12 protein-coding genes are annotated in these 14,780 nt (G+C 39.4%); 11 read left to right on the top strand and 1 reads right to left on the bottom strand.

The features are described from left to right. Nucleotides 1-76 precede the first annotated feature (76 nt). Nucleotides 77-1,408, top strand: coding sequence for an HdeD family acid-resistance protein (locus tag FZC40_RS03000; RefSeq protein WP_148602456.1), 1,332 nt, complete (start codon nucleotides 77-79; stop codon nucleotides 1,406-1,408). Nucleotides 1,409-1,411: 3 nt separating this feature from the next. Here the strand turns inward: FZC40_RS03000 and FZC40_RS02995 are convergent, their stop codons facing one another. Further along, nucleotides 1,412-2,068, bottom strand: a complete 657-nt coding sequence (locus FZC40_RS02995) for a Crp/Fnr family transcriptional regulator (protein WP_148602455.1) — start codon at nucleotides 2,066-2,068, stop codon at nucleotides 1,412-1,414. A 97-nt stretch (nucleotides 2,069-2,165) separates the two neighbouring features. On the opposite strand from FZC40_RS02995, the gene FZC40_RS02990 reads away from it, so the two are divergent. The 10 genes from FZC40_RS02990 (at nucleotide 2,166) to cooS (ending at nucleotide 14,765) form a co-directional block, all read left to right on the top strand. After that, nucleotides 2,166-2,981, top strand: a complete 816-nt coding sequence (locus FZC40_RS02990) for an ATP-binding protein (protein ID WP_148602454.1) — start codon at nucleotides 2,166-2,168, stop codon at nucleotides 2,979-2,981. Nucleotides 2,982-3,101: 120 nt separating this feature from the next. Further along, complete coding sequence (gene hcp, locus FZC40_RS02985; RefSeq protein ID WP_148602453.1) at nucleotides 3,102-4,661, top strand: hydroxylamine reductase; 1,560 nt, start codon at nucleotides 3,102-3,104, stop codon at nucleotides 4,659-4,661. Nucleotides 4,662-5,076: 415 nt separating this feature from the next. Then, a complete protein-coding gene (locus tag FZC40_RS02980) occupies nucleotides 5,077-5,859 on the top strand; it encodes an ATP-binding protein (RefSeq protein ID WP_148602452.1) in 783 nt (260 codons plus the stop codon). Nucleotides 5,860-5,953: 94 nt separating this feature from the next. Continuing rightward, the gene (acsV, locus tag FZC40_RS02975) at nucleotides 5,954-7,879 is read left to right on the top strand and encodes a corrinoid activation/regeneration protein AcsV (RefSeq protein ID WP_148602451.1); all 1,926 of its coding nucleotides are present in this window, start codon (nucleotides 5,954-5,956) and stop codon (nucleotides 7,877-7,879) included. 15 nt (nucleotides 7,880-7,894) lie between these two features. After that, complete coding sequence (locus FZC40_RS02970; protein ID WP_148602450.1) at nucleotides 7,895-8,542, top strand: DUF3786 domain-containing protein; 648 nt, start codon at nucleotides 7,895-7,897, stop codon at nucleotides 8,540-8,542. Further along, a complete protein-coding gene (locus FZC40_RS02965; protein ID WP_148602449.1) occupies nucleotides 8,542-9,189 on the top strand; it encodes a DUF3786 domain-containing protein in 648 nt (215 codons plus the stop codon). Before FZC40_RS02970 ends, FZC40_RS02965 begins: the two co-directional genes overlap by 1 nt. A gap of 176 nt (nucleotides 9,190-9,365) precedes the next feature. Further along, nucleotides 9,366-10,301 (top strand): acetyl-CoA decarbonylase/synthase complex subunit delta, encoded by a 936-nt coding sequence (gene acsD, locus FZC40_RS02960; protein ID WP_148602448.1) that lies wholly within the window; start codon nucleotides 9,366-9,368, stop codon nucleotides 10,299-10,301. Nucleotides 10,302-10,320: 19 nt separating this feature from the next. Next, nucleotides 10,321-11,661 (top strand): acetyl-CoA decarbonylase/synthase complex subunit gamma, encoded by a 1,341-nt coding sequence (gene acsC, locus FZC40_RS02955; protein ID WP_148602447.1) that lies wholly within the window; start codon nucleotides 10,321-10,323, stop codon nucleotides 11,659-11,661. Nucleotides 11,662-11,730: 69 nt separating this feature from the next. Continuing rightward, complete coding sequence (acsE, locus tag FZC40_RS02950; protein WP_148602446.1) at nucleotides 11,731-12,516, top strand: carbon monoxide dehydrogenase/acetyl-CoA synthase methytransferase subunit; 786 nt, start codon at nucleotides 11,731-11,733, stop codon at nucleotides 12,514-12,516. Nucleotides 12,517-12,866: 350 nt separating this feature from the next. Continuing rightward, on the top strand, nucleotides 12,867-14,765 hold the full coding sequence (gene cooS / locus FZC40_RS02945) for an anaerobic carbon-monoxide dehydrogenase catalytic subunit (RefSeq protein ID WP_148602445.1): 1,899 nt from the start codon (nucleotides 12,867-12,869) through the stop codon (nucleotides 14,763-14,765). Nucleotides 14,766-14,780: the final 15 nt, after the last annotated feature.

The raw sequence follows: 14,780 nt of genomic DNA, 5'->3' as shown, positions 1-14,780 counted from the left end.
ATTCACTCCAAACAATAAGATTGTGGATGCAAAAGAATTCTGATAGAATGGATGAAAGTGTAAAGGGGGAATTGCTATGGTTGCATTTAAAAACACGGCGCCAGTTGTCTGGATATTAGTGGCGATTGCAGTGCTGATCAGCGGAATTATTTTATTGTTTGATGTGAAACTGGCCTGGGAGATTATTGTAGCGATTGTATCCGGCTCAATATTTGTTGTCGGGATCATGTATCTATTGTCGATATTTCTAAAAAAGGGTGAAAGTAAGTTTAAAGAATTAGGAATTGGCTTGCTCTGTTTATTTGGCGGAGTTGCCATTTATGTGTTCCCTCAATTCATTAAAGGAACATTTGCTTTTGCTGTGGGGGCACTGGGAATCATCATGGGCTTTTTTGTGTTGTTAAGCAGCCTGAAATTAAAAAAAGATGGCGCATCCTGGGTGGGGACATTGTTAATCGCTCTTATATACATTGGCTTGGGAATAGAGATGGCTTTTTTTGCGACCCAGGGTCGACTTTTTGGAATTATTTTTGGCATCTATCTGATTCTATTTTCGCTTAATATTTTTAGTGACGCATTGGCAAGTTTTATGAAAAACAATGATGGCGCTCAAAAAATGAAAAAGCATATCCGCGTTTCACTCCCGGTGGTGATTGCCGCATTTTTGCCGATACGATTATTAAATAAAGTAAATAAACTAGTGGCGGAAGAACCGGGGGCGTTGCTGCTTCTATCTGATAAAAACAAAGAGCAGGAAATAGATATGGAAATTTTTATCCATACGAAAGCCGGACTGCTTCCGGGAATCGGTCATGTGGATGTTTCCATGGGAGATGTGGTTTACAGCTATGGAAATTATGACACCGCCACCTGGAAAATGGGTGGATTCTTCGCGGATGGGGTGATGGTGGAAATGGGTAAGGCATCCCACATCAAACAGTCATTGGATGTGGAGAAGAAAATTTTGATGGGCTATGGTTTATCGTTGCCGCCGGATCAAAAAAAGGGTGCTCGGGATAAACTTAATGAGATCATTTTGGATCTGGTTCCATGGGAACCCTTGGCAGAACAGGCTGAGAAAGGTGAAATAGACGGAAAGCCGGAAGATTACGATGATGTGTCCAGTCAGCTATACAATGACGCCGGAGCGCGATTTTATAAATTTAAATTTGGCGATCCATTTAAAACCTATTATGCCATGGGGACGAACTGTGTCAAACTCGTCGACACAATTGTTGGTAAAACTGGGATTGATCTTATGAAAATCAACGGAATCATAACACCGGGGGCTTATCTGGATTATCTGGACCGGTTGTATGAACGGGGAGATTCGATTGTGGTATCCCGAACGCTGTATCAGGATATCGAAAAAAACATCAAAAAAGACGTCCTGTCTGACTTGGGGTGAAAACTACAGCAGCTTGAAATGCTTATTTTGGTATTCGATGACTCCTTCTTTCTGGAGTTGGGAGAGAACTCGTGATAAGGCACTTCGATCCACACATAAAAAATCGGCTAGTTCATTGCGGCTAAAGGGGATCTCGAATTCGGGATGCCCTTCTTTTTCGGCATGCAGGGTAAGATAAGAGAGCACCTTGTCACGAATGGTTCGCTGTGAGAGTAATTGGTTTTTGCTGTTGAGAAGGATATTTTTTCGGGCCAATATTCTTAGTAAGTTTTCAATCAGTTGATTGTGAAAAATGCAACTGGTCGGACAGGTGGTAATGATTCGTTCAATACCCAGGAACAAAACCGTACAGCTGGATTTGGCCAGAATGGTGACCGGACTTTCAGTAATTCCTGCACTGGCAAAGGCTTCTCCAAAAATATGTCCGGGTTTTAATTCAGTGAGAATCGAACGATTGCCGTAATAATCTTCCTGAATAATTTGTACTTCACCGGATAAGACAACCCCGACCGAGGTAACTGGCTGTCCGGTCATCAAAATAATTTCTCCCCGTTCATACTGCTTTTCTTCGCCGCCCAAACATTGGAGCATGGCTTCAAGATCCTCATTTATCGATTCAAATAACTTAACTTTTCTTAAAATATCAATATTATTATTCATAATTTTCCTTTGTGTTGCATATGCAACGGCACTTTTGGGTAAATTGTACTATGATTAGGCCAAGAAATCAATACATGATATCGATAGGAGGAAAAAAATGATACGTAAAGTAATTTCAATCGATGAAAATAAATGTAACGGCTGTGGTTTATGTGCCGAAGCCTGTCACGAAAATGCCATTGGAATCGTAAATGGTGTGGCCACGCTATTAAGAGATGACTACTGTGATGGTTTGGGAGATTGTCTGCCAACCTGTCCAACCGGGGCCATTACCTTTGTAGAACGGGAAGCGGCGGCTTATGATGAAGCAGCGGTTCTTGAAAACATGAAAAAAAAGAATCAGATCACTGAAAGCAGTGCGAAAAAAACGGGTGGCTGCCCGGGAACTCAGGCAAAAACAATTGTCAGAGAAGACCTGAAGAAAGATGATGGTCTTGAATCGTTAGCCTGCGGCTGCCCGGGATCATCATCAAAAGCGATCAGTCGGGAAACCAGCTCCTGTGAATGTGAAAGCAGTAATGATTCCGCCGGAACCAAACCAGTATCCCAATTAAGTCAATGGCCAGTGCAAATAAAGCTGGCTCCGGTCAATGCACCCTACTTTAAGGGGGCCCATTTATTAATTGCCGCAGATTGTACGGCTTATGCATACGGTGATTTTCATAATCGTTTTATTAAAAATAAGATTACCTTAATCGGCTGCCCTAAACTCGATGCAGTTGATTATGCTGAAAAGCTGACCGAAATATTCAAACTCAATGATATCAAAAGTATCACTGTCGTACGGATGGAAGTGCCGTGCTGCGGTGGCATTGTCGCAGCCGTTACGAGTGCGTTGCAGAATTCGGGAAAAATGATTCCCTGGCAGGTATTGATGGTTACCACAGATGGTAGTGTTTTAGAAAATGCATAAAATATTTTAGAGTTTGTTTGCCAACAATAGGGGTAAGCTGATATTAATAACCGATCATTCTCCGTTATAAAACGGGTTGAAGCCGTAAAAAGGCTAAATAATAAAGGAAGAGGTAAAAGAATGAAAGATATGTTTTGTTTTCAATGTGAACAAACGGCAAAAGGAACAGGTTGCGAAGTTAAAGGGGTATGCGGTAAGACGGCATCCACTGCGGTTTGGCAGGACAAGTTGGTTGGGGCGTGTATTGGTTTAGCCCGGGCCGTTCAAAAAACAAAAGCAACGGAAGCAACGGATTCCTGTATCAAGAAAGCGTTATTCACAACCGTTACCAACGTGAATTTTGATGATGAAAGCATAAAATTCATGGTGGCCTGTGTCGAAAAAATGAAAGTTGCGTTAGATCCGACCGCAGAAAACTACGATATGGCTAAATTATGGGACGATAATGAGGATATCCGCTCATTAAAAACACTGATTCTTTTAGGCATTAAGGGCGTGGCTTCTTATGCCCATCATGCCGAAATATTAGGCTATAAAGATCCTGTTGTTGATGCATTCTTTTATAAAGCACTGGCGGCAATAGGGACAGATACGGTGGAAATGGGCGAACTATTGACGCTTGTTTTAGAAACGGGAACGGTGAACTTGGCCTGTATGGCGCTTTTAGATAAAGCCAATACGGAGACCTATGGCACACCCGTACCAACTGAAGTGACGTTAACCATTGAAAAAGGACCGTTTATTATAATTACCGGTCATGATTTGCATGATTTAAAACTTTTATTAGAACAGACAAAAGATCAGGGAATCAATATTTACACACATGGTGAAATGCTGCCAGCCCACGCCTATCCGGAACTAAAAAAATATTCGCAGTTAAAGGGAAACTTTGGGACAGCATGGCAAAATCAACAAAAAGAATTTGCCGATGTGCCAGCACCGATTCTTTATACCACTAACTGTATTATGCCGGTGAAAGACAGCTATGCTGACCGTGTTTTCACAACCGATGTCGTTCAGTATCCATCGATGGTCCATATCGGAAAAGATAAAGATTTTACACCGGTTATTGAAAAGGCCTTGGCATTAGGCGGCTACGCTCAAGACAAGGAAATGACCGGAATCAACGGCGGTAAAAAAGTAATGACCGGATTTGGTCACGGAACAGTTCTTGGCGTGGCAGATAAAGTTATTGATGCGGTTAAAGCCGGAGATATTAAACATTTCTTCCTGGTTGGTGGCTGCGACGGTGCAAAAACCGGACGAAATTATTACACCGAATTTGTTCAACAAACACCAAAAGATTCAATCATTCTGACCCTTGCCTGCGGTAAATACCGATTTAACGATTTAGATCTTGGAACCATTGGCGGTCTTCCGAGAATAATGGATATGGGTCAGTGTAACGATGCCTATTCGGCTATTCAGGTAGCCATTGCTTTGGCCGGTGCATTCAAATGTGATATCAATGAATTGCCGCTGAGTATGGTCCTTTCCTGGTATGAGCAAAAAGCGGTTTGTATTTTGCTGACCCTTTTATCTTTAGGCATTAAAAATATCTTATTGGGACCATCACTGCCGGCATTCATTTCCCCGAAGGTGTTAAATGTGCTGGTTGAAAACTATAACATTGGACCAATTTCAACCCCAGAAGCGGACCTGGCAAAACTCTTATCGTAAGATCAAAGTAAACATCAGAAAGAATCGCTAAAACCGGTTATCTTAAAAAATGCCATATCCCAAATTTGGGGGATATGGCATTTTTATTAAAAAAAAGCAAAAAGAAAGTGACCGTGACAGGCATGGATTCTAGTTATCAGATTACCAGGGTTTCATAGCGCCTCGTGGCACAGCGAATAATCTAAATAACGGGAAAAAAGCTGATGTTTACGACTGTTATTATAAACTTAAATTGTCAGTTATCGGATAAAGGTCTATTGTAAAATTAGAATGATTATGGTATGATAGCCCTGTCGATACATATATATACAAGTCGATAAATACAAATTTTTCCTGTTGTAAGATTGGGATAAATAACATAAACTAATCATAGCAAAGAAAATAACAGTGAAAAATTATTTCGGAGGAAAATAAAATGTCTTTTAATATTGCCATTGCAGGTAAAGGCGGGGTTGGAAAAACCAGTCTTACCGGTATGCTCATTGAATATTTAGTTGAACAGGGGCTAGGGCCCATTTTAGCAGTGGATGCAGATGCCAATGCAAACTTAAATGAAGTGCTTGGAGAAGAAGTTGATCTTTCAATTGGAGAAATAAAAGAGGAAATTAATAAAGCCGAAGTGGCCGGGGTACCCCTGCCTATAGGTGTGACAAAAGCAGATTTTATGCAATTGCGGCTAAACCAGGCGGTTGCTGAAAGCAATGGTTATGACCTTCTTGTCATGGGGAGAGGCCAGGGCGCTGGCTGTTATTGCTACGTAAATGGACTTTTAAAAAACCAATTAGATGTTTTAGCTAAAAATTATCAATATCTGATTGTCGATAATGAAGCCGGTATGGAACACTTAAGCCGCGGAACGTTAGGCAAAATTGACCTTCTGATACTTGTCAGTGACTGTTCCCGTCGGGGAATTCAAGCAGTTGGACGCATTAGAGACCTAGTGGCTGAGCTTAAGTTAAAAGTGCCAACCATCAAGCTGATCGTAAACCGCGCTCCGGATGGCGTTCTTAATGCGGGAACATCGGAAGAAATCGAAAAAGAAGGATTGGATCTTATTGGCGTTGTACCCATGGATCAAAATGTTTTTGAATTTGATTCTTACGGGAAACCATTGGTTGACCTTCCGGCAGATTCCCCGGCAAAGGCGGCACTAAGGGATATCGTCGATAAATTAGAGATCATTAAAAATAAAAAATAAAGTAAAGTTTATAATTGAGCAGATGCAGCGCTGTTAGACAGCACTGCATCTGCCGATAAGCTTTATAAGAGAAACTGCGGAGAGGGGAGATTAAATGCAAAAGGTTCAGTTTAAAATAAAAGGTAAAAGAACGGTTGATTTGGTTGCGACGGATAATGAAAATTTACTTGATGCAGCAAGAAGAGCCGGTGTAATGATTGACTCGCCTTGTAATGGGAATGCCACTTGTGGAAAATGCAAGGTAAAAATAGTGTCCGGTCAGGTTAAAACAACGGAAACCAGACATATCTCGGAGGAAGAAGCAGCTGCGGGAATCGTCCTTTCCTGTAATTCAAACATTATTGGCGATATCGAGGTGGAAGTACCTGATTTGGCGTCTTCCTTTGTAAACGAAATGCAAATAACCGATCTTTCTAAAAATGAAAATGATAATATCAAGCATGTCCGTAAAAAACTGATAAAAAATGGCATGACGAATGCCAGTCGGTTATGGTCGGAGGTCATTCAATTACCACTGCCCAACCTTGAAGATAATATTGGCGATGAAGACCGCTTAAAACGTTATTTCAAACAAAATTTAGGCTACAATGATATCGTCATGAGCCTGAACGTGATGAGAAAAATTCCAGATGCTTTCAGAGAAAAAGAATTTTTAATTGAAGTGGTTTACCTTAAACGTAGGGATGTGGCGGAAATACTTGATATTAAACCGGCAAACGAAAATAAGTCGGTTCTTTATGGAATAGCCCTGGATATCGGGACAACTTCTGTTTCAGCCTGTTTAGTGGATATGAATACCAATGAAATTGTAACAAAGGCGTCCATGGGAAATGCCCAGGTTAAATATGGCGCAGATGTTATTAATCGAATTGTCTATTCCCAAAAAAGCGGAGGATTGGAAAATCTCCGCCGGGCTATTGTCGATGAAAGTATCAATATGCTTATTGAAAAGTTAGTGAAAGCCACTAATATAGCCAAAGAAGATATTTATGAAGTCTGTGCCGCAGGAAATACCACCATGAACCATTTGCTGCTGGGGATAAACCCAGATTATTTAAGAAGGGAACCGTTTATTCCGGTAATTAATGACATTCCGGAAATGAAATGCTTAGAACTGGGAATTAATATCAATCCCGAGGGAAAAATATATCTTGCCCCATCGGTAGCCAGTTATGTCGGCGGGGATATTACTGCCGGAGTTTTTGCAGTGCCTATTTGGATACGAGAAGGATTCAGCATGCTGGTGGATTTGGGAACAAACGGGGAAATCGTTTTTGGCAACAAAGAATTTTTAATGACCTGTGCCTGTTCAGCCGGTCCGGCCTTTGAAGGTGGCGAAATCAGTTGTGGAACCCGTGCTGTACCTGGAGCAATTGAACAGATATATATTAACGATAGCGATTTAAGACCTTTTTACAATACGATCGGACATCAGAGCCCGATTGGAATTTGCGGTTCAGGAATTATCGACTTGATCTGTGAAATGAAACGAACCGGGATTATTGATGGCAGAGGCCGAATCGATCGGACTTTGGATCATCCCCGCATTCGTTTCGACGAATACAACATTGGACAATATATTTTATACTCAAAAGAATTAGATAATGGTTCCAGGGATGTTTATATTACTGAGATTGACATCAGCAGTTTTATTAAAGCGAAAGGTGCGGTATTTTCCGCTATTTATACTTTAATGGAAAGCCTGGAGATGCCCATTGATGTCTTAGACGACATTTATGTTGCCGGAGGCATTGGCACCAACCTGGTTATAAAAAATGCCATTGCATTAGGGATGCTACCGGATATACCGGTAGAAAAATATCATTATATTGGCAACAGTTCAATGCAGGGGTGTTATCTTGCATTAACTCTTACTGAAGGAAAAGATAAGATTAGAGAGATTTCTAAAAACATGACTTATATGGAATTGAGCGTCTACCCAAGCTATATGGATGAATTTATATCCGCTTGCTTTATTCCTCATACAAATTTGAAATTATTTCCTTCCGTTGAATACTAAAAATAGGAGAATTAAATGGAAATTACTTTACGGGATGAAGCCGCAATTGAAGAAAAAAGAAAAGATAAAATTCCTTATGAACATTACAAGTCTTTATTAAAAGACCAGGATCCCCAGAATGTTTCAAAATTAAGTACCTGTCCATATGATGAAGCAACAAGTTCATTCTTAGTCACCGTGATGGGCACACCATATAAGGTGACCTTTCCGCAGGGGGATGTCACTGATTCGGAAGGACAAGACTTTGACAATTACAAACTAAAAACCATGATTCTGAGATATTTAATCAATGCGAAAGGGATCCCCTCAACCGGAGAAAACATTGCTTATCGCGATGTTTCCGGTGGAAATGTGTATTTCGCATGTTTTGAAGGGCGCTGCCTGAAACGGTTTGCCTTTACTTTTAATTACAACATTGAAGGTTTGCAAAAAGCCATGGCCTTTTTGGGTGCAGAACCACAAAAAAATGGCGATTTTTCATGGCGGTTCGAGGTCATTAATAATATGTTCATGACAGCGATCCTTTGGCTGGGTGATGATGAATTTCCGCCAGAGGCGCAGATTCTGTTTGATGCTAATTTTCCATCGGCTTTCAGTGCAGAGGATATGGCAGTAATGGGAGATATATTCATCCCAATTTTGAAAGATTTAAGTAAGAAATAATGAAACAATCAAAAATAAAGGAAATCGATCCTCATTTTTCTGAAAGCAGCTATTTTGTCAGTCGGGATTTGCTTAAAAATTATGACCCGTTTGAAATGAGTGAAAAATCCCGATGTAGTTTTGATCAGGAAAGTGGGACTTTCAAAATAGAAGTGCTGGGAGAAAACTATATTGTTCATTATCCCAGTGGCGAGGTCGGTAACGTCGATGGAGAAGATTTTGACAATTATTCGGTAAAAATCATTATTCTTCGATATTTAATGAATGCCAAAGGAAAAGAAAATGAAGATGAGCTAATCAGTTTTAAAGAATTTCCAGACGGCCCCCTATACTATTCGAATTTTTATAAACGCTGTATTCAGGTTTTTGCGAACATTGGAAACGAAATGCCGGATGAAATTAAGAAGTACATGAACGCCATCAACGGAATCCCCTTAGGAAAAGGGGATTTATCCTGGCAGTTCACAGTCATGCCGGGAGTAACGGCTGCCGGTATCCTCTGGTTTGGTGACGATGAGTTTGAAGCAGAGGCGCAGATATTATTTGACAAAAGTTTAACAAAAGTCTTTAATATTAAAGATTTAGCAATTTTAGGAGATGTTTTGATCATTTCATTGAAAACCTTTACTTTCTCTTTAGAAAAATAAAAAAATATTCGAAAATTAATTGACAAACTTTTAACTAATATAGTACAATCTGTGTATACTTATATATACAGGTCAATATCTGTAAAAATATGTAATGGTTTTATTTTGGTTTTAAAGTGTCGAGCTTTGAAATAAATATTTTGAAAAAAGGTAACAGGTTAGGAGGAAACAAACAAATGCCATACAAAAGAACAGAACAAAAATTCAATGGCAAGATCAACGTATGTGAGATAGGTGCTGGAGATGCAGCTATAAGCATAGGTGGAGAAAAAACATTACCATTTTTAGGTGATGAAGGATTCAAAACCGCAGTTGGAATAGCAATTTCAGATGCCCCAGAAGATTGGGCTGATTGCTTCAAAACTATTTACGGTGATGATCTTAAAAACCCAGCCGCTTTCGCAAAGGCTGCAGTAGAAAAATCAGGTGCTGATTTCATACTGGTTAAACTTGCTAGCGCAGATCCAAATGGTGCTGACAATTCAGTAGAAAATTGTGTTGCTACAGCAGTAGCTGTAGAAGCTGCAGTTGAAGTACCAGTCGTTATTGAAGGATGCAAAAATGCAGAAAAAGATGCTAAGTTATTGGAAGCAGTAGCAAAAGCACTTGAAAACAAGAATGTTGTTTTATTCTCTGCAGTAGAAGATAATTACAAAACAATCGGTGCTGCCGGAGCAATGGCTTACGGACAGAAAGTATCTGCCGAATCTGCAGTTGATATTAACCTTGCAAAACAATTAAATATTCTATTGACACAACTTGGTGTTAAAAGTCAAGATATCGTTATGGATGTTGGTTCAGCAGCTGCCGGTTACGGTTTTGAATATGTTGCTTCAACCATGGATCGTATTCGCTTAGCAGGCCTTGGTCAAAATGATGAAAGCTTACAAATGCCAATTATAACAGATGTTTCTAGCGATTCCTGGAGCGTAAAAGAATCAGTATTTACAGAAGCAGAAGCACCAGAATGGGGTAATTTAGAAGCCCGTGGTATTGGCATGGAAGTAACAACAGCAGCAGCATGTGTTGTTGGTGGCTCAAATGCTATCATCGTAAGACATCCAGAATCAGCTAAAACAATCAAAAGCATGATTGCTGGACTAATAGGTTAAGAAAGGAAGGCGAATACAAATGGCAGTTAAAGGTTTAGATATTTTCAAACTCACTCCAAAGTCAAATTGTAAAGAGTGTGGATTCCCAACGTGTATGGCTTTCTCAATGAAAGCAGCAACTGGTGCTGTTCCCATCGAAAAATGTCCGCATATTTCAGATGAATCAAAAGAATTATTATCAGAAGCAACAGCTCCTCCTATGAAAACAATTAAAGTTGGATCTGGCGATGCTGAAAGAACTCTTGGTGGCGAAACAGTATTATTCAGACATGAAAAAACTTTAGTAAGTAAAAACTTATTCGCAATTGAATTATCAGATGCAATGAGTGATGCTGAAGTAGCAGCAGCTTGTGATAAACTTAAAAAAGTTAACTATGACCGTATTGGCGAAATGATGTTCGTTGAAATTGTTGGCGTTCGTTTTGCAGCTGATCAGGCTAAATTTGTTGCATTAGTTAAAAAAGTTACTGAATGCGGCAAAATTCCAATGATCATTACAACTGATGCTGAAGCAGCAAAAGCTGCAGTTGCAGTTGCTGGTACCGGCGCAATTATCATGGGAGCAACCAAAGATAACGCCGCAGCAATGGTAGAAGTTGCCAAAGCAGCAGATGCTGTTCTTGGTGTTTCTGCAGACAGCATTGACGCATTACATGATTTAGTAGAATCTATCGAAAAACTAGGATACAAGAAACTTGTATTAAATGTTGGCGAAACTTCTATTAAAGAAGCATATGCAAATGCAGTAGATATTCGAACAGCTGCTATTAAAGGCAGTGACCGTACCTTCGGATATCCTTCAGTTGTATTTACAAATAAACTGGCACCTGGCGATATCAACATGCAAATTGCATTGGCTTCAGCTTTCGTTCTTCGTTACGGTTCAATCATCGTTATGGAAGAAATGGACTTTAATGCAGCATTGCCACTGTTTGGTTTAAGACAAAACATCTTTACAGATCCTCAAAAACCAATGCGTGTTGAACCTAAAATTTATGAATTCAATAAACCAACAGGCAAAGATCCAGTACTTGTTACTGTCGATTTCGCTTTAACATACTTTGTTGTAGCCGGCGAAATTGAACGTTCAAAAGTACCTGCATATTTAGCTATCCCAGATGCTGGTGGTTACTCAGTACTAACTTCATGGGCTGCTGGTAAATTCGGTTCTACCGTAATTGCTAACTTTGTTAAAGAAAATAATATTGCAGACCTTACAACATCTCGTAAGTTAATCTTACCTGGTAAAGTTGCAGTACTTCAAGGTGATTTAGCTGAATTATTACCTGAATGGGAAATAGTTGTTGGACCAACCGAAGCAATGCAAATACCTAAGTTCTTAAGAGACTTACAAGCATAATATCCAATCTGTGTCCGGAATTTTTCCGGGCACACTTATAAATATTTTTTAATTTGAAAGGGGAACAATATGTCAAAATTCATGGTTATTGGTGAAAGAATTCACTGTATATCTCCAGCAATTCGACAGGCATTTGCAGACAGAAATCCTGATCCAATTCTTTTGAGAGCCAAAGAACAATTAACAGCTGGTGCAGACTATTTAGATTTAAATATCGGACCTGCTGAAAGAGACGGCGAAGATTTAATGCAATGGGGTGTCAAATTACTCCAGGAAAACTTCGACAATGTGCCTTTAGCACTTGATACTGCAAATATGAAAGCTATTGAAGCTGGAATTAAAGTTTACAACCGCGCAAAAGGAAAACCAATCGTTAACTCTGCAGATGCAGGCGATCGAATTGGATATCTTGACTTAGCAGCTGCTAATGATGCTATGTGTATCGCTCTATGTTCAAAAGAAGGCGTTCCAGCAGATAATGACGAACGTATCATGTATTGTTCTGAATTATTAGAACGTGGTATGGAACATGGCATGGAACCAACAGATATGTTATTTGACCCACTTTTCATCGTTATCAAAGGAATGCAGGATAAATTAATGGATGTTCTTGAAGCAATCCAGATGATTACTGACATGGGCTTGTTAACAACTGGTGGATTAAGCAACGTTTCTAACGGTGCACCAAAACATATCCGTCCATTATTAGACTCTGCAACGATAGCAATGGCTATTCAATGTGGATTTAGTTCTGCAATCGTTAATCCTTGTGATAGAAGATTAATGGAAACTGTTGTAGCTTGCGATATTATCAAAAATAATATTCTTTATGCTGATTCAGTATTAGAGTTCTAAGATACCTTTATAAATAAAAAAAGGTATTTAAAAATAATCGAACAAGCTATTTTATATAGATATAGTGCTCGACTTTTTAGATACCTTTTTAAAAAAAAAGCAATAGGTATTTGAAAATACTCAAAAAAGCCCCTGAATTATGTTCGTTACTTGCAGCACAAGAAACAAATGAACATTCAGGAGCAAAACAATAATGTATAATGTATCGATTGCCTACATTGTATAACATTTAACAATGTTTGTAAAGAACATTTTTTATTAAATGCGTACTTTTTTACAAATGCGTAAAAAAATATTATACGAACTGGTATTGAGATATAAATTATAAAATTTAGAGAGGTAGAAAAAATATGAGCAACGAAATTTTAAACTACGACAAAGTAGCTGAAGCATCACTAGCGAAAGCTAAAAGAGATGGCGCAGAAACTATGTGGGATCGTAAAGCCGCACAAAAAACACAATGCGGTTTTGGAGAAGCAGGAGTATGTTGCCGAATTTGTGCAATGGGTCCATGTCGAGTAAGTCCAGTACCTGGAAAAGGCGCTGAAAGAGGTATTTGCGGAGCAAATGCTGATACAATCGTAGCAAGAAACTTTGCTAGAATGATCGCTGGCGGAGCTTCTGCCCATTCCGATCATGCCCGTGATATTGTTCATGCAATGCATGCAACTAAAGCTGAGGGTCCATTTAAAATCAGAGATGAAGCCAAATTACGAAGAATCTCGGCAGAATGGGGCATTGAAGGAGCAGATACTAAAGAAACCTATGCTTTGGCTCATGAATTAGCTGAAATGGCATTAGGAGAATTTGGTAAACCTTTTGGAACACAACGTTTCTTAAAAAGAGCACCACAAGCGCGACAGGATGTTTGGGAAAGAGAAGATATTGCACCAAGAGCCATTGATATGGAAGTAACCACATTAATGCACTCGACTCATATGGGTTGTGCTTCAGATTATGAAAGCATCTTCAGAAGAGGCATGAGAACAGGTATGGCAGATGGTTGGGGCGGATCGATGATCGGTACTGAATTCTCTGATATTTTATACGGAACACCAACAGCAAAAGCATCATCTTCAAATTTAGGCGTTATCGATAAAGATCAGGTCAATATCCTGATTCATGGCCATGATCCCAATCTTGCCGAAATGATTGTTTTAGCTGCAGAAAACCCAGAATTTATTGAAATGGCAAAAGCAAAAGGCGCTAAAGGCATTAACATCGTTGGTATGTGTTGTACTGGTAATGAAATGACCATGAGACATGGTATTAAAATTGCCGGTAATTTCTATCAACAAGAAATGTGTATCATTACCGGTGCCATTGAAGCCGTTGTTGTAGATGTTCAGTGTATTTTCCCAGCTCTTCCTGCATTAGCAAAGAAATACCATACCCGTTTTATCAGTACTTCTGAAAAAGCAAAAATCGCTGGGGACATGTTCATTAAATTCTCTGAAGCAACCGGCTTGGACAATGCTAATGAAATCATTAAAATTGCTGTTGAAAACTTCCCTAACAGAGATGCTTCCAAAGTAGAAATACCAGATATTAAACAAGATACACTGGTTGGTTACTCTGTTGAAGCGATCATTGATCATTTAGATAAAGTAGTAAACACAAACACTTCTGACGCAATGGGAACTGTTAAACCATTAACCGATGTTATCTATGCCGGTGTTATTCGTGGCGCTGCTGGTGTTGTTGGTTGCAACAATCCTAAAGTTGAACATGATTATGCTCATGTTACCGTATTAAAAGAACTGATCAAACGCGATGTCATTTGTGTTGTTACCGGTTGTGCTGCTCAAGCGGCTGCAAAAGCTGGCTTACTAACATTAGAAGCTAAAGAAATGTGTGGACGTGGCTTAAAAGAAGTTTGCGAACGTGTCAACATTCCGCCAGTTCTTCATATGGGATCTTGCGTTGATATCAGCCGTATCCTTCACTTAGTTAACTTGTGTGCGGACGTAAAAGGTATCGACCCAGCATTATTACCGGTAGTTGGTATCGCACCAGAATGGATGTCAGAAAAAGCAGTAGCTATTGCTAATTACGTTGTTGGTTCTGGTATTAATACTTATCTGGGAATTATTCCACAAGTTTTGGGAAGTCCAAACTTCACAAAATTAATGACTGAAGATTGTCAAGAATTCCTTGGCGCTCACTTTGTATTTGAAAAAGATCCACTGGTTATGGTTGATAAAATCATGGTCGATTTAGAAGATAAAAGAACAGCATTAGGTATCTAATTTATAAAAGATAGA

The sequence above is a fragment of the Acetobacterium tundrae genome, assembly GCF_008086615.1.
Taxonomy (GTDB): domain Bacteria; phylum Bacillota; class Clostridia; order Eubacteriales; family Eubacteriaceae; genus Acetobacterium; species Acetobacterium tundrae.
Note: the sequence above shows the minus strand (reverse complement) of the source record. Positions and strands in the feature narration are given on the sequence as shown.

What these genes read in the sequence shown, in the direction of transcription:
- FZC40_RS03000 (WP_148602456.1), top strand. Translation starts at nt 77, where the DNA reads ATGGTTGCATTTAAAAACACGGCGCCAGTTGTCTGGATATTAGTGGCG.
- FZC40_RS02995 (WP_148602455.1), bottom strand. Translation starts at nt 2,068, where the DNA reads ATGAATAATAATATTGATATTTTAAGAAAAGTTAAGTTATTTGAATCG.
- FZC40_RS02990 (WP_148602454.1), top strand. Translation starts at nt 2,166, where the DNA reads ATGATACGTAAAGTAATTTCAATCGATGAAAATAAATGTAACGGCTGT.
- hcp (WP_148602453.1), top strand. Translation starts at nt 3,102, where the DNA reads ATGAAAGATATGTTTTGTTTTCAATGTGAACAAACGGCAAAAGGAACA.
- FZC40_RS02980 (WP_148602452.1), top strand. Translation starts at nt 5,077, where the DNA reads ATGTCTTTTAATATTGCCATTGCAGGTAAAGGCGGGGTTGGAAAAACC.
- acsV (WP_148602451.1), top strand. Translation starts at nt 5,954, where the DNA reads ATGCAAAAGGTTCAGTTTAAAATAAAAGGTAAAAGAACGGTTGATTTG.
- FZC40_RS02970 (WP_148602450.1), top strand. Translation starts at nt 7,895, where the DNA reads ATGGAAATTACTTTACGGGATGAAGCCGCAATTGAAGAAAAAAGAAAA.
- FZC40_RS02965 (WP_148602449.1), top strand. Translation starts at nt 8,542, where the DNA reads ATGAAACAATCAAAAATAAAGGAAATCGATCCTCATTTTTCTGAAAGC.
- acsD (WP_148602448.1), top strand. Translation starts at nt 9,366, where the DNA reads ATGCCATACAAAAGAACAGAACAAAAATTCAATGGCAAGATCAACGTA.
- acsC (WP_148602447.1), top strand. Translation starts at nt 10,321, where the DNA reads ATGGCAGTTAAAGGTTTAGATATTTTCAAACTCACTCCAAAGTCAAAT.
- acsE (WP_148602446.1), top strand. Translation starts at nt 11,731, where the DNA reads ATGTCAAAATTCATGGTTATTGGTGAAAGAATTCACTGTATATCTCCA.
- cooS (WP_148602445.1), top strand. Translation starts at nt 12,867, where the DNA reads ATGAGCAACGAAATTTTAAACTACGACAAAGTAGCTGAAGCATCACTA.